Origin of the sequence: Aureispira sp. CCB-E, assembly GCF_031326345.1 — a bacterium.
Classification (GTDB): Bacteria; Bacteroidota; Bacteroidia; order Chitinophagales; family Saprospiraceae; genus Aureispira.
Map to the genome: position 1 here is coordinate 4,928,082 of NZ_CP133671.1, position 26,091 is coordinate 4,954,172.

Annotated in this window: 23 protein-coding genes; 6 read left to right on the plus strand and 17 right to left on the minus strand. The window is 35.5% G+C overall.

Going from position 1 to position 26,091, the window contains the following annotated elements; translation table 11 throughout:
* Positions 1-109: 109 nt before the first annotated feature.
* The 8 genes from QP953_RS19000 to bamA (QP953_RS19035) form a co-directional block, all read right to left on the minus strand.
* A complete protein-coding gene (locus tag QP953_RS19000; protein WP_309552407.1) occupies positions 110-2,425 on the minus strand; it encodes a T9SS type A sorting domain-containing protein in 2,316 nt (771 codons plus the stop codon).
* Positions 2,426-2,866: 441 nt separating this feature from the next.
* The gene (locus QP953_RS19005) at positions 2,867-3,340 is read right to left on the minus strand and encodes an acetyl-CoA carboxylase biotin carboxyl carrier protein subunit (protein ID WP_309552409.1); all 474 of its coding nucleotides are present in this window, start codon (positions 3,338-3,340) and stop codon (positions 2,867-2,869) included.
* Between the two features lie 6 nt (positions 3,341-3,346).
* Positions 3,347-3,724, minus strand: a complete 378-nt coding sequence (locus QP953_RS19010; protein WP_052599351.1) for a hypothetical protein — start codon at positions 3,722-3,724, stop codon at positions 3,347-3,349.
* Between the two features lie 45 nt (positions 3,725-3,769).
* Positions 3,770-3,937, minus strand: coding sequence for an AtpZ/AtpI family protein (locus QP953_RS19015; protein ID WP_197043921.1), 168 nt, complete (start codon positions 3,935-3,937; stop codon positions 3,770-3,772).
* A gap of 19 nt (positions 3,938-3,956) precedes the next feature.
* Entirely contained in the window at positions 3,957-4,400 is a 444-nt protein-coding gene (locus QP953_RS19020; RefSeq protein WP_052599350.1) for a polymer-forming cytoskeletal protein, read from the minus strand.
* 243 nt (positions 4,401-4,643) lie between these two features.
* Positions 4,644-5,240 (minus strand): translation initiation factor IF-3, encoded by a 597-nt coding sequence (gene infC, locus QP953_RS19025; RefSeq protein WP_052599349.1) that lies wholly within the window; start codon positions 5,238-5,240, stop codon positions 4,644-4,646.
* A 274-nt stretch (positions 5,241-5,514) separates the two neighbouring features.
* Positions 5,515-8,067, minus strand: a complete 2,553-nt coding sequence (gene bamA / locus QP953_RS19030; protein WP_052599348.1) for an outer membrane protein assembly factor BamA — start codon at positions 8,065-8,067, stop codon at positions 5,515-5,517.
* A gap of 455 nt (positions 8,068-8,522) precedes the next feature.
* The gene (gene bamA, locus QP953_RS19035; RefSeq protein WP_309552411.1) at positions 8,523-11,039 is read right to left on the minus strand and encodes an outer membrane protein assembly factor BamA; all 2,517 of its coding nucleotides are present in this window, start codon (positions 11,037-11,039) and stop codon (positions 8,523-8,525) included.
* A gap of 495 nt (positions 11,040-11,534) precedes the next feature.
* Between bamA (QP953_RS19035) and QP953_RS19040 the strand changes: the two genes are divergently transcribed.
* On the plus strand, positions 11,535-12,494 hold the full coding sequence (locus QP953_RS19040; protein ID WP_052599346.1) for an isopenicillin N synthase family oxygenase: 960 nt from the start codon (positions 11,535-11,537) through the stop codon (positions 12,492-12,494).
* A gap of 77 nt (positions 12,495-12,571) precedes the next feature.
* Here the strand turns inward: QP953_RS19040 and QP953_RS19045 are convergent, their stop codons facing one another.
* The 4 genes from QP953_RS19045 to QP953_RS19060 form a co-directional block, all read right to left on the minus strand.
* On the minus strand, positions 12,572-13,159 hold the full coding sequence (locus QP953_RS19045) for an alpha-ketoglutarate-dependent dioxygenase AlkB (protein WP_309552412.1): 588 nt from the start codon (positions 13,157-13,159) through the stop codon (positions 12,572-12,574).
* A 163-nt stretch (positions 13,160-13,322) separates the two neighbouring features.
* Positions 13,323-14,486, minus strand: a complete 1,164-nt coding sequence (chrA, locus tag QP953_RS19050; protein ID WP_309552413.1) for a chromate efflux transporter — start codon at positions 14,484-14,486, stop codon at positions 13,323-13,325.
* 8 nt (positions 14,487-14,494) lie between these two features.
* Positions 14,495-15,802: an OmpA family protein gene (locus tag QP953_RS19055; RefSeq protein WP_309552414.1), complete on the minus strand. Its 1,308-nt coding sequence runs from the start codon at positions 15,800-15,802 to the stop codon at positions 14,495-14,497.
* A gap of 58 nt (positions 15,803-15,860) precedes the next feature.
* Positions 15,861-17,180: a DASH family cryptochrome gene (locus tag QP953_RS19060; RefSeq protein ID WP_309552416.1), complete on the minus strand. Its 1,320-nt coding sequence runs from the start codon at positions 17,178-17,180 to the stop codon at positions 15,861-15,863.
* Positions 17,181-17,367: 187 nt separating this feature from the next.
* On the opposite strand from QP953_RS19060, the gene QP953_RS19065 reads away from it, so the two are divergent.
* A complete protein-coding gene (locus tag QP953_RS19065) occupies positions 17,368-17,778 on the plus strand; it encodes a secondary thiamine-phosphate synthase enzyme YjbQ (protein ID WP_052599341.1) in 411 nt (136 codons plus the stop codon).
* Between the two features lie 136 nt (positions 17,779-17,914).
* A complete protein-coding gene (locus tag QP953_RS19070; RefSeq protein WP_309552418.1) occupies positions 17,915-19,036 on the plus strand; it encodes a T9SS type A sorting domain-containing protein in 1,122 nt (373 codons plus the stop codon).
* A 68-nt stretch (positions 19,037-19,104) separates the two neighbouring features.
* Here the strand turns inward: QP953_RS19070 and QP953_RS19075 are convergent, their stop codons facing one another.
* From QP953_RS19075 to QP953_RS19085, 3 genes are all read right to left on the minus strand, one after another.
* Positions 19,105-19,422 (minus strand): four-helix bundle copper-binding protein, encoded by a 318-nt coding sequence (locus QP953_RS19075; RefSeq protein WP_052599339.1) that lies wholly within the window; start codon positions 19,420-19,422, stop codon positions 19,105-19,107.
* Between the two features lie 180 nt (positions 19,423-19,602).
* The gene (gene dprA / locus QP953_RS19080; RefSeq protein ID WP_309552419.1) at positions 19,603-20,715 is read right to left on the minus strand and encodes a DNA-processing protein DprA; all 1,113 of its coding nucleotides are present in this window, start codon (positions 20,713-20,715) and stop codon (positions 19,603-19,605) included.
* A gap of 54 nt (positions 20,716-20,769) precedes the next feature.
* Positions 20,770-21,216 (minus strand): heme-binding domain-containing protein, encoded by a 447-nt coding sequence (locus QP953_RS19085; protein WP_052599337.1) that lies wholly within the window; start codon positions 21,214-21,216, stop codon positions 20,770-20,772.
* A 202-nt stretch (positions 21,217-21,418) separates the two neighbouring features.
* Here QP953_RS19085 and QP953_RS19090 point away from each other — a divergent pair, with 202 nt between their 5' ends.
* From QP953_RS19090 to xerD, 3 genes are all read left to right on the plus strand, one after another.
* On the plus strand, positions 21,419-21,889 hold the full coding sequence (locus QP953_RS19090) for a hypothetical protein (RefSeq protein WP_309552421.1): 471 nt from the start codon (positions 21,419-21,421) through the stop codon (positions 21,887-21,889).
* A gap of 192 nt (positions 21,890-22,081) precedes the next feature.
* Positions 22,082-22,558: a hypothetical protein gene (locus QP953_RS19095; RefSeq protein ID WP_052599335.1), complete on the plus strand. Its 477-nt coding sequence runs from the start codon at positions 22,082-22,084 to the stop codon at positions 22,556-22,558.
* Between the two features lie 2 nt (positions 22,559-22,560).
* Positions 22,561-23,469, plus strand: a complete 909-nt coding sequence (gene xerD / locus QP953_RS19100) for a site-specific tyrosine recombinase XerD (RefSeq protein WP_309552422.1) — start codon at positions 22,561-22,563, stop codon at positions 23,467-23,469.
* A gap of 11 nt (positions 23,470-23,480) precedes the next feature.
* Here xerD and QP953_RS19105 read toward each other — a convergent pair whose 3' ends face one another.
* Together QP953_RS19105 and QP953_RS19110 are read right to left on the minus strand one after the other, a co-directional pair.
* Positions 23,481-24,971: a hypothetical protein gene (locus QP953_RS19105; protein WP_052599333.1), complete on the minus strand. Its 1,491-nt coding sequence runs from the start codon at positions 24,969-24,971 to the stop codon at positions 23,481-23,483.
* A 116-nt stretch (positions 24,972-25,087) separates the two neighbouring features.
* Positions 25,088-25,984 (minus strand): hypothetical protein, encoded by an 897-nt coding sequence (locus tag QP953_RS19110; protein WP_052599332.1) that lies wholly within the window; start codon positions 25,982-25,984, stop codon positions 25,088-25,090.
* Positions 25,985-26,091 lie beyond the last annotated feature (107 nt).

Genomic DNA, 26,091 nt, shown 5'->3' on the forward strand with positions numbered 1-26,091 from the left:
TTCTATCACTTAGTACGCTCCTAAATATGGTATAAAAAACACCCTACAAGCCTAAAAGCTCATAGAGTGTAACTAACATCCACTACTTTTTGACAAAAAATAAAGTATCTTAATTCTTAACAATTTTTTTGACAAGTGTTTGGTCTCCAACCCGCAGTTTCACAAAATACATCCCCATACTATACATATTTAAATCAAATTCAAACTGCTCTGATGTACTATCTTGAGCAATTACTTGCTCTAGCAATTGCCCTGTTGCCGTATACAGTTCTAGCCTAATATTTTCAGATTCTTTTAATCCTAAATTAACATAAACAATTCCATCAGTTGGATTTGGAAATACTTTAAACTCATTCAAATTAAAAATAGACATCTGATTACTAACAACATATGGCAAGCAAAAATAATGAACTGCGCTATCTCCAAAATTTCCATTTGCCGCTGTCATACGAGCTAACTCATTGCCATTTTCATCCCTTATCGTATAATCTCCTGAACGACCACAAAAACCTGTTCCATCCATACCATCTCCGTGTTTATCGTAGATAGTATAACGATAGCAACCATTTGTCAAACAAAATCGCTCTTGAGCAGTATCTATTGTTGAAAAATTATCAAGATAGAAAGCCGTATCTCTACTATACAAAACTTGACCAGTTGCAGAATCTGTTAGTGACCACGAAGTTTCGCTAGCAAAACAGTCCAAAATTAACTCCAAATCTACTTGTTGCCCTCCCCTTGTAATAGAAAAAGACATACTACGAGCATCATCAACTGTGTTAGAATCAACCATGCCATTGGGCATAACAGTAACCGCAGTAAATGTATGCATTCCATCCGTCGAGGTTATCGTTGGCAAAAAAGCTCTTACAATACCATTAGGAGCTAAAGTTCCTATCCACGAATAATTAGGATAGGGAATTCCATCCACATCATAAACAATCTCTAGAGTAGTAATGGTATCACTCCCGTAATTATGAATTAAAATTTCAGGGATAAAAGAATCTACGCCACAATAAAGTGCTTCAATTCCATTAATCTGAACAACTCCAGCATCTACAGCCAATACTGGAGCATTTGGGTCGTAACCAGATTGTTGTACCAGCCCTATATTTCCTGGGTCTAACCAATCTTTCAGACGATCCGCAGGACTTGTACCATTCCAAGAAACATCAAAACGACCGTAAGCATCTGCATCGGCATTACCACTTGTACCAACACAGGCTGATGCCCCCCCCAATAACTGCCCAACAATTAATTTATTCTGATTGAATAAAGGGGATCCTGAAGAACCTGATTCTGTTACTCCTTGATCCCACCCCTCTACATTCCATAATGACTTCCCTGCATTTACAAATACAGCAGCATCATTATCTCGACTAATTTTCTTTACATCGCCAGAAGGATGATGGATTCCAGTTACTTGAGTTGCAGGAGTTGTACTTCTATTCCAACCCGCATAATAAACATTTCCTGTTGGGGTGTTATTCAACTCCAACAACAAAACATCAGAATCACTTTTCTTTGCACGCAATACAGCACCATTTATTTCATTATATGGCGCACCAGGGTCTTGGCTATTACCTACTTGTGCACAAACGGGTACAGGGCTTTCCCAATTAAAACGAAAAACCCATGCGCCAAAACCTGCAGCTCCACAATGTTCTGCCGTTAAGAAATAAGGTGTTCCATCATTAGAAGTGTTGTTAATCAACGCTCCTGAGCAAAGTGCATTCCCTCCTTCTATAATCAACGCAACTGAATTGATTTGATCTTGCCACCCTGAACCCAGCGGACAATTCACATCTATATGACAATCTCCAGCATCGTTCAAACCTTTCGTTAATTTACTACTAGGATAAGCTCCTAATTGACGATATCCATGAACAACCATACTAATATTTAAAGCCCCTAGACCTTGTACCACCTTAGGTTCATAGTACTCAATCACAACATTATCACCCTGTATAAGTGTCGTTCCTAACATTCTATCAGCACTATTATTGGCATGAGTATAGGCTCCCTGTACTTCTTTTGTTTTGGGATTGTACAAATAAACAGTAGCTCCCTTAGGCAAATGATAGTCATCAAAAACAAAATTCATTGTTAAGGCATTTTTTGATTCGATCTCAATTTGCCAAATTCGATCTCCATTTGCCAATGTCGTCCAAGTACCACTATTATTCAAGCCATAATTGACGGTATATTCATAGCCAAATTGCCACGGTTTTGTTTTCGAGGCGGCATTTAATGCATCTATTTTTTTTTGTTTTTCTAAATTAAATTTTGGCATTAAGTAATAATCAATTCTAGATTGATTTTTTTTTAAACTCCAACTGCGAGGTGCTCCTTCATTTGTCATTTGTGCGGTTGTCTGGTGGACAAATAGACAACTGAATAAGATAGAAATGAAAATTCTCTTCATAATTAAGTTTTATTTGTAATAAATTTCGAAAATGAGGTGGGGGTGAAATAAAAGTAAGATTTCCTCAACAAAGGATACGTTTTTCATTTGCCGAAATCAGAACAGAAAACGGATAAAAAAAGAATAATTACCTCATAATAAAACGCAAAAACAAAACCATAAATCAATAATAATCAAAGTATTAAAAAAAAATTCATGCTATTTTAAAACTACATTTAAACGATCTTACCTTTAGACAATTACCCTTTATCAGATAACTATTATCTAGGCAACTCATTTTTCTCTCAAACGTATTTAGAAGTTTTTTTCGGTAGGCAAGTACTTCTTTTGTTGCATAGCAGTTTTATCATTTCAACTAGTCTAAATAAAAACGGCTACTAGAAAATCACATTTCTAATAGCCGTTTTTTATCTGACTTAATAGTATTTTTGTTGCTTCTAATTACTCAAATTCTACTAAAATTTGATTTTTTTCCACAGGTGTTCCTTTTCCAATTTCAATGCTTTTGACCACAGCATTGCCATCTGCTTTTATAATATTCTCCATTTTCATAGCCTCCAATATAAGGACAGAATCTCCTTTAGCCACCGTATCTCCTACCTGTACCAAAACATCCAAAACCAACCCAGGCATTGGAGCTTTGATGTGGTTTACTTTTTGAGCTGTCATATTGGAGAACCCTAATTTTTCTACCAAGAGATCAAATTTATCTTTCAGTGTTACATTATAAACATTTCTATTAATTTTAATCCGAAATGTTTTTGTTTCATAATCCGCCTCCAAGACCGTCGCATCAAAAGACTGGTTGTCTTGTAAGATATGAAATCTCCCATCTTTTATTTCCAATAAATCCCAGTTTAAACTATTGGGATCTATCATTGATTTATAATTCTCATTAACATTAGATTCGTACATAAAACGTTATGTTTTTGCTAATTTAGTTACAAAATAGACTTCGTATACTGTATAAACTAAGTAGACAAATAAAAAAGGTAAGGCAAAATAAGCTGTTTTAGGTGCTGTTACCAACATATAAACAATTAACAAAGTGGCACAAAAAAGCATTTTAAAAAAGATAGACAGCAAGAATATTTGCCCAAATAGATTTTTGTTTTCGCTTTTTGCAGTTTTGGAAGAAGCATAAAACAAACCTATAGAGAATAAAATAAAGAAGCCCCAACTTATCCATGATAAAGATAGATGAGAGCTTATTAAGTTAGATGAGTCTAGCAGCACCAATAATAAAGCGACAACAATAGATATGATTGTAAGCTGTATATAAAATTTTTTGGGAGCCATTCTCCTTTTGTATTAAAAATCGTTTTGTTTCTACCAATTTAGAAACTACGATTCATTATCTGAAATTGCTTGTTTGATAAAATAATATAGAGATAGTCCAACCCCTAAAAGAGAACCTATTAGCACAAAAAGCACTTTGGTTTCCAACCAAGCATCTAGTTTTAATCCTACAAAAATAAACAAACCAATGGTTACTCCCATTTGAGTAGCCATACTGGTATACTTTAGGAAATTAACTTGCTTTTTGGACGTTTTGCTTTTTGTTAGATGAGGATCCTTCTTGTCCATTTTTAGTTTGTGTTGAAGAAGTTTTTTTCATAATAGAAGCACCGTCAAACACAGCTCCGTCCTCAATAATTAACTTATTGGTTCTTAAATCACCGAATACCGTTCCAGCACTTTGAATGTGCAAACAACCTCTGGCGGTAATATTACCTTCTATTCTACCTTCAATTAAAATGCTTTCGCAGACAATATTGCCAACAATTAAAGCATTTTTTCCAACAACAACTTTAGCTTCACTTTCCAAATTGCCTTCTAGTTTGCCATCAATTCTTATATCTGTTTTTGATTTAAGATTTCCTGTAATGACCGTACCAAATACCAAGCTATTGTGGGCAGATGAAGAAGCTCCTTTTCCTTTAGGTAAATTATTTTCTTTTTTTGCTCCAAACATGAAATTATAATTATACTAAAATTTTTATCAATGTAACCTTTCAAAAACAACCATTTCATTTGCGAGTTGGTCTCAACGACACGCTATACGCAAATTCCAAGCTTGCCTTTAAAAATTTGTATACAATAAGGCACACTAAGTTATAGTTACCCTGTCTTTTTGAACAAAGACAGGATTTTGGGGCAAAGATAAGAAATATTAAGAGGCTTTTACTGAAGTTTGCTCCTAATAAAATGTTAAGTTTTATTTAGACTTACCCATCTTCTTAGGGGCCAAGGTACAATGCATTCTTCTATCTTCCATTTTAGGTGGATAATCAGGGAAGCCAATACCTTCTAGTTCCTTCAAAAATCTTTTCAAAAGATCTCTTCCTCTATCTTTAAACACAATAGTACGTCCTTTAAATTGAACATAAGCTTTCACCTTAGCACCTTGCTCTAAGAATTTTTTAGCATGCTTCAATTTAAATTCAAAATCGTGGTCATCTGTGTTCGGACCAAAGCGAATTTCTTTAACGACTACTTTTACCTGTTTAGATTTAAGCTCTTTTTCTTTTTTCTTCTTTTCATACAAGAATTTCTTGTATTCAATAATCTTACAAACAGGAGGAGAAGCTTTTGGAGAGATTTCGACCAAATCCATTTCCAATTTAGTAGCGTATTCCAGTGCTTTTGAAGTTGGATAGACACCTGGTTCTAAGTCTTTTCCTGCTACTTTGCTGATTTCTTTAAAATTATTTCCAACCAAGCGCACTTCAGGTACTTTGATAAATCCATTAATGCGATGACTCGGTTGATTCCCCTTGTTATAGGTGTTTCTTCTATTAAATTTTTTAGCCAATACGATTCGTTTTATTATAAAAATAGGGAAATAGTCCCTTGTGTTTCTTTTACTAGAATAAAGTTAAAAAACTTTAACTTTTTACAACAACATATTCAATTAAATATTGTCCTTTTATCAAAAAAAGTCGTTAAATCAGTCGTTCTTGGGCATTTTTTGATTCTAAACGCCCCAATACTTCATATAAAGAGCCGAATTGTGGGTACTCACAATTCGGCTCTTAACTATAATTTATTATGAATACGGCTTTACTATTTTAGTAACAGTAAAACGCTTATTTAGGTTCAAACCCAAGGACAATATTAAAGGCTCCATAGTCAGTTACTTTAGTACTTCCGTTCAAATGTGGCTTATCAAAACCTATTCCGTAGTCAAATCCAAGTGTTCCAAACATTGGCAAGAACACACGTACCCCAGCTCCTACTGAACGTTTTAATTGGAATGGGTTATAATCTTCAAATTTTGACCAAGCGTTTCCTGCTTCTGCAAATGCTAACACCCAAATAGTAGCACTTGGATTTGGAGAAATCAAGTAACGCAATTCCATTGTAATTTTATTATAAATAGCTGCCCCTTGTGCATTAGCAGCAGAAACATCCGTTACAGGATCACGATATCCTCTCAAAGAAATGATATCTTTTCCTTGCAATCCTTGGAAATTAGAAATTCCATCTCCTCCTAACTCATAACGCTCAAATGGTGACAAACCAACGTTTGGATTGTAGAAGCCTAAGAATCCCATTTTAACACCAACTTTTACTACAAAGTTTTTCACGATCTTTCCGTACCACTCTGCCAAGAAATCCCATTTGTGGTATTCCAACAATTCAAATTTCTTTGCAGGATCCATCAACGCATAATCCGAAGCCGATTTATTATCAAACAAAGAGTATGGAATTGTCAATTTCAAGGTCAATGAAATATTAGAGCCTTTCTGAGGGAAAATTGGATTGTCGATAGAGTTTCTTGAAATAGTTTGGCTCAAACTCAAGTTGTGGAATGATCCTGTTGGAATTTCAAAATCATAACGACGCAACAAATCCATGTTCTGATAATTCAAACTAATTTGATACACAAAGAAATCATCAGGAAAACGCAAACGAGTTCCTAAACCAATAGAAGCTCCCGTAATTTGCAAGCGTTGGAATGCAGAACTTTCTTGACTAAATCCATTGTTAAAATTCGTATGATAAGCAGAAATTGTAAAGGCATTTGGTTTCTTGCCTCCCAACCATGGTTCTGTGAAAGAGAAGTTGTACGACTGATAAAAACGACCGTTTGTCTGAACACGCAAAGACAATCGTTGACCATCACCTTGTGGCAAAGGATTCCAAGCTTCTGGTTTTAATAAATTTCTCAAAGAAAAATTATTGAACGTAACCCCAAGTGTACCAATAACTCCACGACCAACACCACCCCATCCAGCAGACAATTCTAACTGATCCGATGGACGTTCCTCGACGATATATTCAATATCTACCGTTCCTCGTTGAGGATTGACAGGCGTATTGATTTGAATATTCTCTGGATTAAAATAGTTCAAAGCTGTTAGCTCTCGTTGAGAACGAATAATATCAGAACGGCTAAATTTATTGCCTGGCAACGTTCTCAACTCGCGACGGATAACGTGCTCGTGCGTACGATCATTTCCTTTTATAATCACATTGGCAATAATAGCAATTGGTCCCTCTGAAATACGAATTTCTAAATCTACGGAATCTTCTCGAACACCTTTTTCGATAGGCGTTGCATCAAAAAACAGGTATCCATTGTCCATATAAAGCGTACTAATATCTCGACCGTTACGATCAAACTTCAAACGAGTTTGAATCAGCTCTTCATTGTACACATCTCCTTTTTTGATACCTAAAATATTATCTAAGATACGATCAGAGTAGGTTGTATTTCCTCTAAATACAATATCACCAAAAACATAAGTTGCTCCTTCGTCAATATGAATATCAATATTCATGACTTTGCGCTTCCCTTTTTGAACTAGATAAACAGAATCTTTTGTGATAACAGCATCTCTATGTCCTAGGTTATTATAAGCAGCAATAATATTTTTTTTGTCTTGTTCGTATTCTTTTTGAATAAACTTAGAAGGTTTGAAGATAGCCCAAATATTATTGCGTTTGGTTTCTTTCATAGAGCGATAAAGCTTTCCCTTTTTCATCTTTTCAACACCATGAAAATTGATATTGGCAATACGAACACGCTTTCCTTTCTTGATATTGAAAACCCAACGAACCGAATTTTTAAGAATTTTATCTTCTTCTTCAATCACTTCTATTTCTACGTCTAAAAATCCTTTTTCGATATAGATTTCTTTTAAGGCTTGTACAGCGTGCAGTTTCATAGCAGGAGTTGCCGCACGACCTTTTTGAAGATAACGCTTTGTAGCTGCATTAGCATCATCATGCTGACCTTTCGGAATACCTTTGTATCCATGACGAGCAAAACGTGGATATTCTTTTACTTTGATTTCTAAGAATACAATATCTCCAATTTTCTTTTGAATGTTAATATTAACATCTACAAACAGTCCTTGTTTCCATAGTTTTCGGATCGCTTTAGAAATCTGATCACTAGGAATACGAATTGTTTTGCCTACTGTTAATCCAGATAAAGCAATGATTCCATTGGCATCTGTATAATTTGCTCCTACAACCTCTATCCCACCAATCTCATAAGTTTGTGGTTCGCTATAATCAATCAATGGTGCAGGTTCTAACGAATCTAATTTTTCTTCTGTCGCTTGTGCCCAAGTACTTTGGTTCGATAACAACAACACAGCGCATACTACACTAAATAACCTCTGAATCATAATATTTTTTATAATAATAACAATTTTAAACCAGCATTGTGGCTCTCAATGTCACACCCAATCATAAACAATCATTATTTTTTGGATTGTTTAGTTATATTTAGATGCCATTAAAAAGTCCATTTTATTGTGGCTACATTTATCAAACTAATTTTGTCGTGCAACAATATGGTACAAAGACCATACAATTACTATTCTTAAACGTCTGATTACTGTAATATCTTATCTATAAATTTTACTCAAACCTATAAACGATAATTTTTGCACAAAAGTAAGGTAATCTAATAGCAATAAGAAAATATATCTATTAAAATCGCAAAAAAGAGGTCAGTTATTTTTGATTTTAATCCAGTTAAGAATAGACATTATCACGAATAGAGTTGTATAGGTGAGAAAGCAAGATGTTTTTGTAGGCATACCATTTCATTCGTGATCATGTCTAATATTGTTTAAAATTATTTTGGTTCGACTCCCAACACTATATTAAAGGTTCCATACTTTGTAAAATCTTTCACGCCACTCAAATTAGGTTTGTCAAAACCAATTCCATAATCGACTCCTAGTGTACCAAACATTGGCAAAAAGATGCGAAAACCTAAACCTGCCGATCGTTTTAAATCAAAAGGGTTGTAATCTTTTGCATTCGACCAAGCATTTCCTGCTTCTAGAAACGCCAAAGCCCATATAGTAGCACTTGGATTAGGAGAAATCAGATAGCGAAACTCTAAACTAAACTTATTATAAATTGTAGCACCAGCGCCATTCGCTGCCAAATCACCCAATTCGTACCCTCGCATAGAAATCACATCTCGTCCTTGAACAGTTTGAGGATTAGACAAACCATTTCCCCCCAATTCGTACCGATCAAAAGGAGTTACCCCTAAATCTGGATTATAATAGCCCAAGAATCCCATTTTGCCTCCTATTTTCACAACAAAATTCTTGGCGATTTTTCCATACCACTCCGTCGTAAAATCCCACTTGTGATACTCGACCAATCGGTCTTTTGTCCCTGAGGTTTCATTATTGTTTGACAACAAAGAATACGGCAATGTAAAACTCATACTTAGAGCAATATTGGAGCCTTTTGTTGGAAAAATTGGATTGTCAACAGAATTTCTAGAAATAGTTTGATTAAAACTCAAGTTGTGGTACGTTCCTGAAGGAACATTGATGTCATCCCAACGCAACAAATCCATTTTCTTATAGTTCAGGCTTGCCTGATAGACAAAAAAGTCGTCTGGAAAACGCAAACGAGTTCCCCACCCTATCGTTGCACCTGTTACCTGCAAACGTCTCAATGCCGAACTCTCTTCGGTGTACCCATTGGTAAAGTTAGAATAATAAGCAGAAAACGTTAGAGAATTAGGCTTTTTGCCCCCCAACCAAGGTTCTGTAAAAGAAAAATTATACGATTGATAACTAGGTCCATTGGTTTGTATTCTAAACGATAGCGTTTGACCATCTCCTGCGGGCAAAGGATTCCAAGTTTTGGGCTGAAAAAACTTGCGCAAAGAAAAATTTGTCAATTTAATCCCTGCGGTTCCAAAAACGGTCGTCCCTCCCCAACCTGCGGATAACTCTATTTGGTCAGAAATTTTCTCTTCTAAGACATATTCAATATCTACGGTTCCTCGTTCTATATTAACTGGGGTATTAATCTGCATCGTTTCTGGATTAAAATAATTTAATGCCATCAATTCTCTTTGAGAACGAATCAAATCAGAACGACTAAAATTATTTCCTGGCAAGGTTCTCAGTTCACGGCGAATAACATGTTCACTAGTTCTAGTATTGCCAATAATTCTAACCGCACCAATTTTGGCAACCGGTCCTTCTACGATACGAATTTCATAATCAATCGAATCTTCTCGAATTCCTTTTTCGATTGGATCAACTCTAAAAAACAGGTGCCCATTATCCATATAAAGCGTTTTTAGGTCTCTCCCATTTTTGTCAAATTCTAGACGAGTCGTTAATAAATCTTTGTCATAAATGGCTCCTTTTTCGATGCCTATAATGTTTTTTAAAATTCGATCGGAGTAAATGGTATTTCCTTTGAATTTTATACTTCCAAAACGATAAATATTTCCTTCTTCTACCTGCATATCAATATGCAAAACCTTCCTATTTTTCTTCTGAACAAAGTATACAGAATCTTTTAGGATACGAGCATCCCGATGCCCGATAGAATTATAATAAGCTATCAAGTTATTTTTATCCACCTCGTATTCTTCTTGAATAAACTTAGATGGTTTGAAGATCGCCCAGAAGTTGTTGCGTTTTGTTTCTTTCATCGAACGATACAATTTGCCTTTTTTAGCATTTTTGACCCCGTGAAAGTTGATTTTTGCAATCCGTACACGTTTTCCTTTTTGAATATTAAATATCCATCGAATGGAATTTTTTAGAATGACGTCCTCTGTTTCGTCCACCTCAATAGCAACGTCCAAAAAACCTTTTTCTATATAAAGTTTTTTTAACGCATTGATAGCGCTTTGTTTCATAGCAGGAGTTGCTGCTCGCCCTTTTTGCAAATATCGTTGAACAACAGCATTTGCATCATCGTGTTGCCCTTTTGGAATTCCTTTGTACCCATGGCGAGCAAACCGTGGATATTCTTGTACTTCAATTTCTAAAAACACAATATCCCCTATTGTTTTTTCTATATTGATCGCTACATCTACAAAAAGTTGTTGCTTCCAAAGATTTCTAATTGCCTTGCTGATTTGATCACTAGGTATACGTATGGTTTCACCTATAGTAAGCCCTGTGATGGCTATAATTCCATTTGCATCGGTATATATTGCCCCTTTAACATTAATACCTCCTATTTCATAGGTCTGTGTGTGGTTATAATCTAGCATTTTTGCCTCATTACTATCTACCAAAGGGCTATTTTTTTGTGCGTATAAATTGGTCCATAATAATGTCAACCCTAAAGTTGAGGCAAAGAGTGTCCTTTTTATCATAATTATTTTTATAATAAAATTATTGTTATATAATATAATAACTACCTTATAAGTGGATGTACTTTTTATAAGGAAACTGTAATTTAAAAGTGAAATTTGAAGCTGTATTTGGTGCTTCAAAGGTATAAACGTGCAGAAAAAAAAAAGGGCAAGTAATTTGCAAAAAACACCTCTCTTAAAATTATCTTAAATGTGGTAAGAAAACTAATTCTTGTCCTTTGTATTTAAGCATAAGCCACTTCTTAAGAATAAATTCCTGTAAAGATTTTAAGATCTACTTTTTCAACTGCTTCTAATGTTGTATATTCACGATAATTACTAAATATTATTACACCTAGAATTGTATAGATGTGGAATGCCTACATCATCTCTAATTCAAATTTAGAGTAATCGTTCAAAAAAATAATCCCATTTTTTGTTATTATTTTTCTGACCTCTTCTTAAAACAATTCTTGATGATATTTACTTGTTTAATTTTTAAAAACAAATTATAAGATGGCTTTACAGACCGTTCCAACTGTTGACTACCATGATTTTACATCTGGCGATGCTCAAAAACGCAAACAATTTATCCAAGACTTAGGAGATGCTTTCTCTCAAATTGGGTTTGTTATTGTCAAAAATCATGGCGTATCGGAAGAACTACGTCAAGAACTTTTTGAAGTTTCAAAAAATATTTTCGATCAACCACAAGAAATAAAACAAAAATACGAAGACTTAAACAACGGTGGACAAAGAGGCTACATTTCTAAAGGTAGAGAAACTGCCAAAGGAGAAAAAGTACCTGATTTAAAAGAATTTTGGCATATTGGTCAAGAAGTAGTTAACGAGCCTGCTCTAAAAGCAGAATACCCTGACAATATTTGGATGGAAGAAGTTCCTTCTTTGGAGACCGTAGGCAAAAAAATATACAGTACATTTGAGCAAACAGGTCGTAATTTATTGCGTGCTATTGCGTTATACTTAGGACTAGAGGAGAACTACTTTGATGCAAAAATTCACAATGGCAATAGTGTGCTTCGCTTGTTGCATTATTTCCCTGTCAAAAATTTGGATGAAATAGAAGAAGGTGCTGTTCGTGCTGCTGCACATGGTGACATCAACTTGATTACATTGTTAATGGGTGGATCTGCCAAAGGATTACAAGCCAAAAACTCTGCGGGAGAATGGGTCGATGTTTCTCCAAAAGAAAATGAAATTGTTATCAATATTGGTGATATGCTACACCGCCATACCAATGGTCGTTTAAAATCTACTATTCACCGTGTCATCAATTTGGACAAGGAGTCAATGCGTTTTCCTAGATATTCTGCTCCGTTTTTCTTACACCCACGCAGCGATATGGATTTGTCTTGTTTAGACAGTTGTGTTTCTGAAGACAATCCTAAAGCTTACGAAGATATTACAGCTGGTGAGTTTCTAGATGAACGTATCCGAGAGCTTGGTCTGAAATAGTCCTTTTACAACAAGGAATCGATTTGAAAACCTCTAAGATAAGATAGAGGTTTTCAAATTTTAACTTGTTCATTCCATTATTCATAAACTCTCAATGTAACAGAAATTCTTCTGTTTTTAAATCGAGCAAAATGCGGCACTTCATGTGTCCACCCTTTATTAGTCGCCCAAGGTATAATCACTACCGTTCCATCCTCTACCTTAAAATCTTGATAGCCTTTTTCTCTCCAAGGACGAAATCTAAAAATACGCTCCTCCCCCAATGATATGGTTACAATAGGGCTACCTTCTTTCAAACCAACAACAGCATCTCGATGTGGTCCTATATAATGCTTTTTTTCTCCCTCATACCAATTGAGTAACAAGCCATTTAAAGAGGGATGAATTTCTTTTTTGCACCAATCTAAAAACAACTTCAACACAGGGCTAATAGGCAAAGCATTTTGTTTGGAGCCTGTGTATTTGTAATCAAACCCATAAGCCTGTTGCCAACGTGGTGTTGGCACTTCTTTTCCCAAAATTTTCACCACATGATACTCATCAGGATGTGTATTCCATAATGTATCAAAATCTGGTAATTGTGCTTTTAATTCTGAAGGAATGGCACCAATATAAATTGGATGGATAGCATTGAGATAATGTTCTTCAAATAAGTCTTTATTCATAACAATCAACTGTTTTAACTTTTAAAAAACTTATTGAGTATTTCTAGTTCCTAAAATTAGCTGTTTTGTGTTCATTTTTAACAATAGGCTGCTAAATTTTTAATCTTTTTTTAGAGCATTAATTTTAGCACCATATTATTATTATTAATACACCATTGATTATTTAAACTAACATTAATAAATATCCCAACAAAGCACCTCCTAGCACTACCCACATTGCATTTATTTTCTTAAAACCAAAAACTAGCACTGCTCCAAAAATCGCAATGACACATGCCCGCCAATCAGGCATCCAAGAAGCAGTAACCAACAATGTTTCCAAACTCATTTCAATAAGAACATTGACCATAACTGCCAACGCAGCAACATTAACAGAGTCTAAAAAGAAACCTAAAGGTTTTGAAGAACGCATCTTAGGCACCAATGGATTCAGCAACCACACAAAAATAAAAGAAGGTAAAAAGATTCCCAATGTAGCTGCAATTGCTCCTGTCCAACCCGCCAATTGATAGCCTATAAAAGTTGCCGTAGACAGAACAGGACCTGGCGTAAATTGCCCTGCGGCAATTGCATCAATCAACTCTGCACGAGTTAATAATCCTTTCATGACTAATTCAGCATCTAGGTAAGCAAATAAAACATACCCACTGCCATACAATACGGAACCGACTTTCAGAAAACTCCAAAAAACGGTTCCACCAGAAATTTTAGCAGTTGCCGTTCCTCCTGTTTGTAATAACAAAATTGGAAAAATAGACTTCGGATGATTCTGCCATTGGCTTCTTCCCATAAAAAAAAGTGTCCCAACAATACCTGCTACTAATAATGCCACAATTTCATTAACCCCCAATAAACTAACAACTAAAACAAGTCCTCCTAAAACCCCCAATGCTTTGCTTTTTAAAGCCTTTTTGCTCAATTTATAAACAGCCCCTGCTATAATCGCCAAAACGGCAGGTTTTATTCCAAAAATCAAAGGTGCAACCGCAGGAAGGGCACCATACTGAACATAAAACCAAGCAAAAATTCCTGTAATGACAACCGCAGGAAAGATAAAACAAATTCCTGCAACAAACAGCCCCAATACACCTGCCCGTTCATGCCCACAATGCATCGTCATCTCGGTAGAATTAGGTCCAGGTATCAGATTGGTCGCCCCCATCAAATCCAAAAAATGTTGGCGACTCATCCACTTTCGCTTTGTCACCAATTCATCTTCCATCATAGCAACATGAGCGGCAGGTCCTCCAAAAGCAATACATCCTAGCTTAAAAAACACCTGTGCCACTTCCCATATAGTGCCCTTATTATTTTTTTGGTTTGTCATTTTATTTTTTAATAAATTTGTAGCTTAACACGACGATTTTGTGCCAATGCTTTTTTAGTCGTTTTAGATCCATCTCCTTGCCAGTTGACCTCAATTCGATCATTAGCAATTCCTTGTTCTATCAAATAGATTTTAACTCGTTCGGCTCGTTCTCTTGATAATTTTCGGTTATATTGGTTGTCCTTAGCCGCCGCATAACCCACCACTCTAAGTTTCAAATCAGGGCATTGATGTAATTGCTGACTTAGTTGCTTCAACAAAGATTGGTTGGTTGGGCTTAAATTAGGAGAATCATAACTAAATAACAAATCTGATGGTTGGTCTAGACAAATGCTTGGTCGGGTTGGGTGATCTATAATAATGGGTCGAATTCTAGTTTGGGAAAGAGTATCTATGATATAATAATAATTAGGTTCCCTCTTTAATATTCCAGCTTGAAAAGAAGAATCCTCGTGGCTGTGCAAACTTTCCATTTCGATAAAAACAGCCGAGTCAAAAATATAATTGCCATGATCTGCTATCCCTATTTGTAACCGATGTTTTTGATGTGGGATGACATTTGATTGCGCTTGGAGCACCTTAGTAAAACCATCGTATTGAATGGGATAAAGACTTGTTGCTGTAATCGCTTGTTCCATATTCCAAGAACGAGTTAATAATAGTTGGTGGGTAGAATTCGTTTCTAAAAAAGTATCTACACTATTCTCAACTTGAATTGCTGATTGGATGCTGTTATTAATATAGTACTGTGGATGTGTAGTTGGATTGATCGTAGCAACAGATATGGGATGGTTGGAGTTAGGTAAATGGGCTAAATTAACTTTTTCTCCATTCGGCAAGGTTAATATAAAAATTAAAATATCATTCAAACCAGAATAGCTTAATTCGGGATAATCTTCAGAAGCAAAGACAAAATTGAATGAAATGTAATCAGAATTGGGATAAAAGTCAAACTGTAGAACAGCTGCATCGTACAATTTTTGATTGGTTGTTGTTTTAAAAATAGCTTGTCCTTTTCTTCTATTGACTCCTGTTTTGCTTGTAATATCATTGTTACCTTGGGCATCTTCTGCAACACCTGTAGAAAGAACAATTCCATGAGACATTTGAAAAATTGCATCGCCATTCCAAAATTCACCTATAGCACGGCGCTTACCTTTGTACCGTACATTTTTAATTTGGACTCCAAAACCTTTTAAGTCTTGTCGAATTTTCTGCTTAATTTTTTTCAGCCGTTTTACTTGAAAAGTATTGCCTTTTTGTCCAATTAATAATGTTGCACAACAACTCCAACATAGTATCCAAATGATTTTCATATTTTTAGAGCTTAGCAATACCCGTACTTTATTTGAGAGATAATCTTAGAACAAGTACCTAAGAACAAACCGACCCCAACCACAAATCGGTATAGTCGCCTTTGCTATCAAATCGTTTTGCTTGATTTTCAATATTTAAATACCGATCTTCTTTAGTATCAGGACCAACGCCCCCTACCACATTCCAATTGACCCAATTAGAACAAATGTCATAATCAATTAAAATATGCTGAAAGTAAGTCGCGCCCATTCTCCAATGTACTCCCATATCGTTGACTAGGTAACTCGAAACCAATTGGCGTCCTTTGTGAGACAAAAAACCAGTATTTTTCAGTTGTAACATACAAGCATTGATCAAATCAACTTCTGTTTTTCCATTCCTCCATTGCTCAAAAAGAATAATATCTTCTTTTAAATCCTTGGTTTCTTGCCCTCTAATTCCTCCTTCTTCAAATATTTTATCTCCATACTTCTTTCCCATCAAACGGTAATGATCTCGCCAAAGTAATTCTAAGAAAAAAGTTTGAGTGGATTTATTAGACTTGTATTTTTGTTCATACGCTTTGAGCTGTGCATAAACTTCTTTGGGTGATAGACACCCCAATGCCAACCATGGCGACAAACGAGAAGCGGCATAAGTACCTTTTAATTCATACCGGCTATCTACAAAACTATCCAGATGGCGTTCAGCACCAAAATAAATTGCTAGTCGAGTTAATGCGGCAGATTCTCCTCCCACAAACTTCAAATCTCCTCTTTCGTCTTGTTCATTTTTCTGATGCCCTAATTCCTCCAAAGTTGGCAACGCTTGATCTTCTACATCAATAGTCCAAGGCACAAAGTCCTCTGGTTCGGGCAAAGGCTCTCGAATCATCACAAAACGTTCTACTTCTTTTCTAAACGTGCTAAAGGTATCGGGTGAATGTGCAATTGGAAAGGGCAAATCTTGTGTATAATACAACATTTTACCTCTAAAAAACTGTATCTCTAAACCCAAAGACCATAAGTTTTTCTCTAAACTATTCTGAACCAATACCTCATCATGTGTACGCTCCATGTTGGCATAGACATAACTGGCTTCGACCTCTTGGACAAGCTTAAAAACTTCTTCCTCTGGCTTTCCCTTTCTAATTACTAAGTCAATACCTTTATCTCTCAATTTTTGGCGTAGGTAGTCGATACTCTCTAATAAAAATTGAGTTCTAAAAGCACCTGTCTTTTGAAAACCATAAGGTGTGGTTCCCATCAACTCTTCTTCGTTAAAGACATAAACTGGTATTACCTCCTCACTATTTTCAATAGCTTTGGTCAACGCTTCGTTATCGTGCAAGCGCAAATCTTTTCGAAACCAGACTACTATTCGTTTTACTTTTTTCATAAGTACTATTGCTACTAAAAAATCATTCTTTGTTCATCACTTTATCGACTAGAGGAAAGTGCATAAAAATAACAAAAAAAGCCGAAAAAAAGTTGACCTAAAAATATAAACTTCTAGAAACTTTCATTTTTAATTGAAAATTGCACTTTCTTTACAAAAAATTTTCTGCTCATCAACCATTTTCAACATGATTCAACAAATAGAGTTTAATTTAAAAGCAAAAAAAAGAGGTTTTCACCTAATTACTCAAGAAGTTTTGAGTGCTTTACCTCCTCTTCCATCAACTGGGTTGTTTCATTTATTTATAAAACATACATCAGCAGGTTTGAGTATTAACGAAAATGCCGATCCAGATGTTAGAACGGACTTTGAAAATATTTTTAACGAGCTAGTTCCCGAAAATTTGCCTTATTTAGTCCATACTTTAGAAGGTCCTGATGATATGCCCGCGCATATCAAATCCTCATTAGTAGGAGCTTCTATTCAAGTTCCAATTACCAACGGCTCATTAAATATGGGCACATGGCAAGGTATTTACCTTTGTGAATTTAGAAATCAAGGTGGAAGCAGAAAATTAGTAGCTACTATTTATACTTAAAATCGGGTGCTTTATCCCTAGTAAAAGGTAACAATTTATTAATCTAACAGAGGATAATAGTATTTTCTAGTTTCTTATTTTTATATTTGTAAACCAGCAAATTAGAACCCTCATCTAACATTATCAAATGATTAATATGAGAATAATATTTACCTACCTTTTACTGCTGCTTTTCCCCCCATATCTAAGTGCACAAATTATTTGGCAAGAAGATTTTAATGCTTATACAGATGGAACGACAGTAGGCACCACTGGACGTTGGACAAGTACCTGTGGCGCTTGCCTATCGGGTGATTTTTTTGAAGTTAGATCTGGCGCGTTTTCAGCACAAGATGTTAATGATTTTTCTACGTGGGAATCTGAATCCATTAACATCGCGGGAGTGAGTGATGTTACCTTTGCATTAGATGCTATCGAAACAGGTGACCATGAAGGTCCCGGTTGTGCTTGTGGAGTTAATATCGACTACTTTGACGTATCTTATAGTATTGATGGTGGTGCTTTTATTACAATAGAAAACTGGAATGGAGATGGAGAGCCAGGACATACGCTTACTGGGGACAGTCAAAACGGAAGTGCTTTAGATGCTGACTGGGAAAGTACAACAATTACTCAAAGTGGTCTTTCGGGCAACACCTTAGTCTTAAGAGTCGTCATGCGTAATACGGCAGGAACAGAAACGATGACCTTAGACAATGTTGTTGTAAGCCACACAAGTCTCTTGCCTGTCAATTTGGTTTCCTTTACTGCGATGCCTCAAAACAATTTGACTCAACTATATTGGCAAACTTCATCCGAAGAATTTAGTAGTCACTTTGAGTTAGAAAAATCAATAGATGGTATTTATTTCCAAACAATAGGGAATATTGCCGCAATTGGAACATCCAAGGGTGCTTATTATCATTTTGAAGATTTAAGTCTTCCACAAACCGTTTATTATCGATTGAAGTCCTTTGATACAAACGAAAGCTTCTACTATTCTGATATTATTAGTGTAACAGGAAAGCATTCGATAACAAATACTCCCTATCCCAACCCATTTGCCAACGAGCTATTTTTAAAATTATCTGATCATAGTAACCTAACGTTCTTGTCCATAGATGGTAAAAAACAAAAAGTTATTTCTTTGCCTGAAGGTTTACACGATTTACACCCTTATTTAGAGGGTTTTCCGACAGGAATGATCATTCTAAACATTAGCTCTCAATACGGCACACAAAAGCACAAACTGATCAAACTACGAGAAAAAGGTTTTTAAATAAGCAGAGATTATTGGCATGAATAGTAGTGGGCATATTGCCCACATATTAAAACGCCTTGTAGCAACTATGCCGCTACTTTTCGGCACTCTTCTGCACAGATACGACAAGATTCTGCACATTTTTGGCAATGATCGTGTTGATGTGCTCCACATTGTTCGCTGCACCATTCGCAAATTTCCGCACACAATTCGCAGTACTTTGCCGCCCATTTGCTATCTGCAACCATAAATTTAATGCAGATCAAACAGGCATCTATACATGCCATACAGCATTTGGGACAATCGTTACTACTCTCTTTTGTAGCCATTTGTGTCAGACAATCTTGGCAGTCGATCAAACACTGTTGGCAGGCATCTATACAAGCTTGAAATTTAGTATTCATGTGTTGTTTTTTTAATTTGATTTGATGTTTTATTCGAACTATTGTAGATAGTTGTCTACTAAAAGCTTGAGATAAGATATTCCCAATTGGGGTCTTTCTTATAAACTTGAGTAAGCTCTAAAAGCAACTATTAACAACATGTTTCTATTAAAAACAACATAAAAACCAACTATTTGTTGATTAAATCAAACGGAAATTTTTGCCTGGCAACGCACGAATAATACCTCTCAATTCCAAATCTAATAAAAGAGCAGCCATTTTACTAGTCGAAATTTTTGTCTGTTGAATCATAGTTTCTAAATGGATTTCTTTCCCCAACATTAGATCAACTATTAGTCGTTCTTCTTTGGACAACTCATTAAATAATTGCTTTTGTTGTCCAATATTTTTCTTTTCCCAACGCAAGATATAAGCAAGATCTTTTGCAGACTCCAACAGAGAAGCACGATGTGTTTTTATCAAGTGGTTACACCCTTTGGACAAAGGATCTTCTAGGCGACCAGGAACGGCAAAAACATCTTTATTATACTCATTGGCAATGTAAGCAGTGATCATAGAGCCACCTCGGTTAGCCGTTTCAACAACAACGACTGCATCGGCCATCCCAGCAATAATTCGATTGCGCATAGGAAAATGCTGTGGCAATGGTTTTGTTCCTTTTCTAAACTCAGTAAGAATCCCCCCACAGCTGGTCATTTTCTGAGCTACTGTTTTATGCATCTTAGGGTAAATTTGATCCAAACCATGTGCAACAACACCGACATTAGGAAGTTCCAAATCTAGGCATTTCTTATGTGCTGTAACATCTATCCCATAAGCCAAACCACTCACAATTAAAGGATGGTATATGCTCAAATCTTCAACCAAACGTTCGCAAAATACCCGCCCTTTTGTACTTGGCTTTCGTGTTCCTACAATCGCTACTACTTTCGCAGCATTTAAATTGGCATTTCCTTTATAATACAACAAAAAAGGAGCATCTGGACAATTCTTAAGACGCTTAGGATATCCTAATGACTCCTGAGCCAATACTCTTATACTATATTTTTGAACAAAAGCCCACTCCTCTTCTGCTTGTTGAAGTGTGCTTTTATTCAAAATTTTTTGGGCAGCAGTTTTTCCTAATTTTTGAATTTGCTGTAAATCGGAAATTGATGTTTGCTCAAAAACAGCTTGTGCAGAACCAAAACAATCTAGCAGTTCAAAAGCAGTTTTATTTCCTATTCTAGGAATTAAATTCAGAGCAATTCTATAAATAAATTCGTCGGCAACAACTTCTTGGTTCAATATCATGCGTTTCTTTAATGGTTCGACAACGCTCTCCCCTTTGAAGTAATAACATTAATGTTATTGGAGGCTCTGTTGCTCAAACCAGTCCTGTAATAATACTTTTTTAGCATCATCCAGATAAGCATCGCCATGCATTCTATAATACCCTTTAGGCGGCATGTGTCCTTCTTCTATTTCTTCGGCACATTCTCTCAAAGCGTGTCGGCGATCTTCTTTGCTCATTATAGTCCACGTAGAGAAGTTCAACGCTTTTCTTGCATTTTTAATATGACCTCTTATCCAAAATGATACAGGAGCTACGTACGTATACCAAGGATATTTTGTTTCATTTGAATGACAATCGTAACAAGAGGATTTTAGTTGTGCCAAAACATCTTGAGGAGGTTTTTCATTCGTTGCAAATGTCACTCTATTATCAATCATAATGGGGCTTTTATCAATTTGAAAAAATTGCATCGCAATCAATAATAACCCTATTCCAATCAAAATCTTTTTTTTATTCATTTTTTATTTTTTAGTTCAAAACAGGTTTTAAAATGGACGTATTCTTAACTTATTGGTAGAAATAATCTTCTACAATAGATCACTTAAGATAACGTTAAAATTAAGAAAAATAAAGTAGTATTGTAGACCTTTACTCAAAAACGTTCGTCTTATAGTATATAACCTTAAACATTAAGATATAACCACCTACAATTGCTAAATAATGAATAAATTACTTTTTGCTTGCCTTATTTCTAGTCTTTTTTTGCTAACTAGTTGTGAAAAAGAAGCCTTAACTCCCATTCAGACAGAGGACTACAGAGATCAACTGATAGGGATTTATGAAGGAACCATTACTTATGAAGACATCGCCAAATCCAACGAAAACAAAGAATCTACGAAAGCTTATGATCACTTGGAGCATCAACAAGTTGAAATCACAAAATCAAGTACTCAAGACAATGCTCTTGTTATCAATGGCAATGTCCTCAACTTAGTTACGCAATCGGTTTCCAACAAAAATCAATACGACGATGTATTTCTTTACTCTGCTCAAGACTGTAGCGGCAAGGAAGCTTATTTGCTAACTTTTTCACCTGCCAACCGACAACTTATCCTGAAATATGAACATGACAGAGCTTGTTCTGTTGGTGTATTAAAGCAAAATAGTATCTTTGAAGGAGTTAAGCAATAGTTCCTGTGCTATAAGTAATCGTTCGTTGACAAAGTAATGTAAATCTACTCTTTTATCTTCTGTTGACTAAGCTTTCCCCTAATAACCAAAGGGAGCAACGAAGCATAAGGTGCGAATTAGCGAACTACTAATTAAGAATTGTGATTCTTAAATTTTTAATAAGCCATTGCATTAGACAAAAATTAAACTATCATGTTGCGTTTTTTTTGCTTTATCATCATTGCTTGTGTTTTTAATGCTTGCCAAAAGGGTCCTGTTATAGATATTCCTTTTCGAACCTATGTAACTATCCCCGCAGGGCTCAATACAGGTTTTTCGCATCATTTTGTCTTAAGAGACATTCCTGGTGTAAGTCGTACTGACTTATTGGAAGCAAAGCCTGCCTATGTTACAATGACGGTAGAATATGGCGAGAGCAATTTGGATTTCATTCAACAAGCCTATTTTTATACCGTAGATGGAACAAAACGCCAAGAAATGGCCTATCAAACCGACTTACCCATAACCAACTCTGGAACTATCCAACTCTATCCGTCTATTCTAGATATGAAAGAACACATTACTCAAGATGAATTTGAAATGGAATTAAAAGTTATCTTTAGAGCCATTCCTATTACAGAAACTCGCATAATTATTGATTTTGGCGTTCAAAGCACCTTAGGAGAGTAAAAATGGAAACACCCTATATAAAATCTTTCAAAGCATTTTTGGCATTAGAAAAAGGGCTTTCTCCTGCCTCCATCACTGCCTATCTGCAAGACTTAAAAAAGTTGACAGAGTTTATAGAAATTCATGCGTTAAATAAGGGATTATCTCAATTAGAACTCAATGATTTACAAAATTTCATTACTTATTTAAATGAATTGGGTTTAAGTGTTAATTCTCAAGCTCGAATTATATCTAGCCTAAAAGCTTTTTTTCGTTATTTGATTTTAGAAGATGTTTTGTTGGAAGATCCTGCTTTGTTGCTTAGTGCTCCCAAACTAGCTCGTTCGCTCCCTTCTGTATTGACACATCAAGAAATAGAGTTACTAATTGCAGCAATAGACCATTCTAAAAAAGAAGGTTCTAGAAATCGAGCTATTTTAGAAGTTTTGTATGCTTGTGGTTTGCGTGTTAGCGAATTAACCAATCTCAAACTATCCAATATGTATTTGCATATTGGTTTTATCAAAGTAATAGGGAAAGGCAACAAAGAACGAATGGTTCCGATTGGAGATCAAGCTATTAAGCATTTAGAGTTCTATCTATTAGATCGAAATCAAATGACCAATATCAAACCAGAAAGTGAAGACATCGTCTTTCTTAATCGGCGAGGTGGGCAACTTACCCGAAACATGATTTTCATTATCATAAAAGACTTAGCAAAAAAAGCAGGCATTGATAAAAAAGTTTCTCCACATACTTTTCGACATACTTTTGCCACTCATTTAATTGAAGGAGGCGCTAACCTAAGAATCGTACAAGACTTGCTAGGGCATAAATCCATCGTTACAACAGAAATTTACACCCATTTAGACATGGGGTACCTCAAAGAAACAATCCAACTTTTTCACCCTAGACATAGAATAAACGAGTAAAATTTCTTCGTTTATCCCTTATCTTTTTTTTGATTATTTCGGCGCTTGTCGTTCTTATTTTGAATGCCCTTTGAGCGATTGTAAATGGGACTATTCTCCATTGCTTGTTTCCGTTCTCGCTCTATTTTTTTGAATTTTTGACGCGTATACTCTTCTTCAAATGTTCGAATATTTTCGGTATCGCCCAATTTTTCTAGACAATATAAATAATGCGCCAAAATATCTCTTTCAGGAAAAGCATCAGGTTTATTTCCGATAATTAACCAATACATATGAGCAGCAAATCCATAGACTTCCAAATCCAAAGCAATATCGGCATATTCTAGTATGTTCTCGCTAATACTTACTTGATTATCAAACAATAAATTAATTTCGTGTCGTTTGGACATCAAGTATAGGTCTTTACTATTTTTGGCAGGAACATTCATATTATACAAAGGATCACAAGCATAAACAGCAGCTTTGCAATCTTTCCATAATTGAATGATATACTCAGGATCGTGTTCGCTAATCAACAAAGAACGAGAATAGTATTTTTCAAAATTAAAATCAGCAGATTTGGGAAAGTTTTTTAGTTGTGCCTCAAAATGCAAAGCAGCGCTTTCAAAATCTCCCTCAATTTGAAACTTTTTTCCAATTCGAATTTGTTCTCGAACATCATCATAGAGCCATTCCATTCTAAATCCAAATTGTTTATAAAAATTAAGAGCCATTGAATTTTGCTCAGGAAACGCTTGTGCTACATCAAGGTAACGTTTCGCCAAATCAAACTCTCCTTTCGCAATATGAATAGAAATTTTAGATAAAATAACCAATCCATTCCCCGAACCAATTTCCATAGTTGCACGCCAATATTCAGGATTCGCAATAGTCAACTCTTCAGCACTTTTATCGTTGAAAGCTTTGGTTTTTAATATTTTACCAATAGCATTTACTCCTTTTAGTTCAGACCTTAAACTATCTTCATAAAATGCTAAGACTGGAATGACATCTTCGATGACCCAATTCTGGAATAAATCAATTTTGCCTGCTAAGTCTGCTGCTTCAAATTTTGCACGAACTTTTTCTTCTGGCAATGCCACCTTAGGTAAGAATTTTAACTGCGGATTTTCGCAGCCTTTCCCTACCGTAGCTGTAATTAAGTAAGCATATTCCGTCAATTCTGATCGAGGAGGACGAGACAAAGCTTCCAGTCGTCGAATCAAGTGATCTGTCGTTTCTTTGTTTAACTGAGGTCTTGAACTCACCTCAACAAATGCTGGTTTACCCTTTGGCATAGTCACCAAAATCATTACATCATGATTTCCCTTTTCCAAAGCTAAAAAAGCTTTTACAGAAGCCAAGACACGTTTATTCCAAGGATACAAATAATTGGTATCTAAGGTAGCCACCGTAACCATACTATCTGTAAAGTACTCTACTTCAAGCTTTACATCTGCTTGTGCAACAACTAATGAATAAAATGATAAGTATGTAATGCAAAACAATGCGCCTAATCTCATAAGATTGTGGTTGTATTTCGACCATTTAGAATTAAAATGATAGGACTTTTAATCAAAAGGGATGATTAGGGGATTCAATTGCTATAAGAGAGAATCTCCCAGACAGCAACATGAACCTATTCTATTTCTTCTTTGGGAGTGGTTTTATCTAAAATGTAATTAATCTTATCCAATGTTTGACTGTCCTCTTCCATTAAGCCTAACAATTTGCGTTCCAACTGTTCGCTCTTTGTAAATTTAGCCGAATTCTTGAATACAACGTTGGGGTCATTCAAAAAACTGGGATTGGCAAAAAGAACATTGCTGTTCTCTTGAAATAGCTCAATTGCCTTGGTAATATCGCCTCCAATCAAATAGCCTCGTTCTATTTCGGGCTGCTTGGTCATTTTTCGATACAAAAGAATATTTAAAGGAGTGCGATCGGTAATAGCTAGGGTAACTAAAAATGCATTGGTATGTCGTATTTTTTGGGTTCTAAGGACAGAGATGTGCTCAAAACCTTCTACTTCTAAAGCCGATAATAAAAAATCACGTTGAGCAGCGGGGTCTCCACTTCCAAATTGAACCAATATCGTAGAACAAAAGTTTAATGTTCCTGCTATATAATTATAGCGTTTTCTGTTTTTATAGGTATAAGAGGTAGAATCTACATTCAACAAAATATTCTCTCTATAATCTTGTTTTAATCGAAGCGGAGATTTAATATCAGTAAACCCCAACGACTCTACTCGAAGTTCAAAAAAGCCCTTCGGCAAGGTTACCACCCAAGCTTCTTCTCCTACATCGTATTTCATTTCGTATTGTTCTGCCAAGTGCTTTACGCCCCCACTAAACCCATACATATCAATCAAAACCTTTAAGTTAGAACGAGCTTCCCAATACCCATAAGAAGTTTCAATATCGTCATTAGCGGCATCCATAGCGATAACAACACGTATAGAGTCTTTTTTCTGCGCAAAACTAGCAAAAAAACAACTAACTAAACTTCCTACTAAAATCCATTTATATAACATAACAATTCATTTTGATGTGGGTATGGATGATTTTTTTAAACTTTTACAAGAATCAATTTACAATCTTTAATTATACAAAGATTTCACAATCAAAGCAAATAGCCCCA

Bases quoted from the DNA above. Each gene is read 5' to 3' on its own strand.
- QP953_RS19000 (WP_309552407.1), bottom strand. From the start codon at position 2,425: ATGAAGAGAATTTTCATTTCTATCTTATTCAGTTGTCTATTTGTCCAC.
- QP953_RS19005 (WP_309552409.1), bottom strand. From the start codon at position 3,340: ATGTACGAATCTAATGTTAATGAGAATTATAAATCAATGATAGATCCC.
- QP953_RS19010 (WP_052599351.1), bottom strand. From the start codon at position 3,724: ATGGCTCCCAAAAAATTTTATATACAGCTTACAATCATATCTATTGTT.
- QP953_RS19015 (WP_197043921.1), bottom strand. From the start codon at position 3,937: ATGGCTACTCAAATGGGAGTAACCATTGGTTTGTTTATTTTTGTAGGA.
- QP953_RS19020 (WP_052599350.1), bottom strand. From the start codon at position 4,400: ATGTTTGGAGCAAAAAAAGAAAATAATTTACCTAAAGGAAAAGGAGCT.
- bamA (WP_052599348.1), bottom strand. From the start codon at position 8,067: ATGATTCAGAGGTTATTTAGTGTAGTATGCGCTGTGTTGTTGTTATCG.
- bamA (WP_309552411.1), bottom strand. From the start codon at position 11,039: ATGATAAAAAGGACACTCTTTGCCTCAACTTTAGGGTTGACATTATTA.
- QP953_RS19040 (WP_052599346.1), top strand. From the start codon at position 11,535: ATGGCTTTACAGACCGTTCCAACTGTTGACTACCATGATTTTACATCT.
- QP953_RS19045 (WP_309552412.1), bottom strand. From the start codon at position 13,159: ATGAATAAAGACTTATTTGAAGAACATTATCTCAATGCTATCCATCCA.
- chrA (WP_309552413.1), bottom strand. From the start codon at position 14,486: ATGACAAACCAAAAAAATAATAAGGGCACTATATGGGAAGTGGCACAG.
- QP953_RS19055 (WP_309552414.1), bottom strand. From the start codon at position 15,802: ATGAAAATCATTTGGATACTATGTTGGAGTTGTTGTGCAACATTATTA.
- QP953_RS19060 (WP_309552416.1), bottom strand. From the start codon at position 17,180: ATGAAAAAAGTAAAACGAATAGTAGTCTGGTTTCGAAAAGATTTGCGC.
- QP953_RS19065 (WP_052599341.1), top strand. From the start codon at position 17,368: ATGATTCAACAAATAGAGTTTAATTTAAAAGCAAAAAAAAGAGGTTTT.
- QP953_RS19070 (WP_309552418.1), top strand. From the start codon at position 17,915: ATGAGAATAATATTTACCTACCTTTTACTGCTGCTTTTCCCCCCATAT.
- QP953_RS19075 (WP_052599339.1), bottom strand. From the start codon at position 19,422: ATGAATACTAAATTTCAAGCTTGTATAGATGCCTGCCAACAGTGTTTG.
- dprA (WP_309552419.1), bottom strand. From the start codon at position 20,715: ATGATATTGAACCAAGAAGTTGTTGCCGACGAATTTATTTATAGAATT.
- QP953_RS19085 (WP_052599337.1), bottom strand. From the start codon at position 21,216: ATGAATAAAAAAAAGATTTTGATTGGAATAGGGTTATTATTGATTGCG.
- QP953_RS19090 (WP_309552421.1), top strand. From the start codon at position 21,419: ATGAATAAATTACTTTTTGCTTGCCTTATTTCTAGTCTTTTTTTGCTA.
- QP953_RS19095 (WP_052599335.1), top strand. From the start codon at position 22,082: ATGTTGCGTTTTTTTTGCTTTATCATCATTGCTTGTGTTTTTAATGCT.
- xerD (WP_309552422.1), top strand. From the start codon at position 22,561: ATGGAAACACCCTATATAAAATCTTTCAAAGCATTTTTGGCATTAGAA.
- QP953_RS19105 (WP_052599333.1), bottom strand. From the start codon at position 24,971: ATGAGATTAGGCGCATTGTTTTGCATTACATACTTATCATTTTATTCA.
- QP953_RS19110 (WP_052599332.1), bottom strand. From the start codon at position 25,984: ATGTTATATAAATGGATTTTAGTAGGAAGTTTAGTTAGTTGTTTTTTT.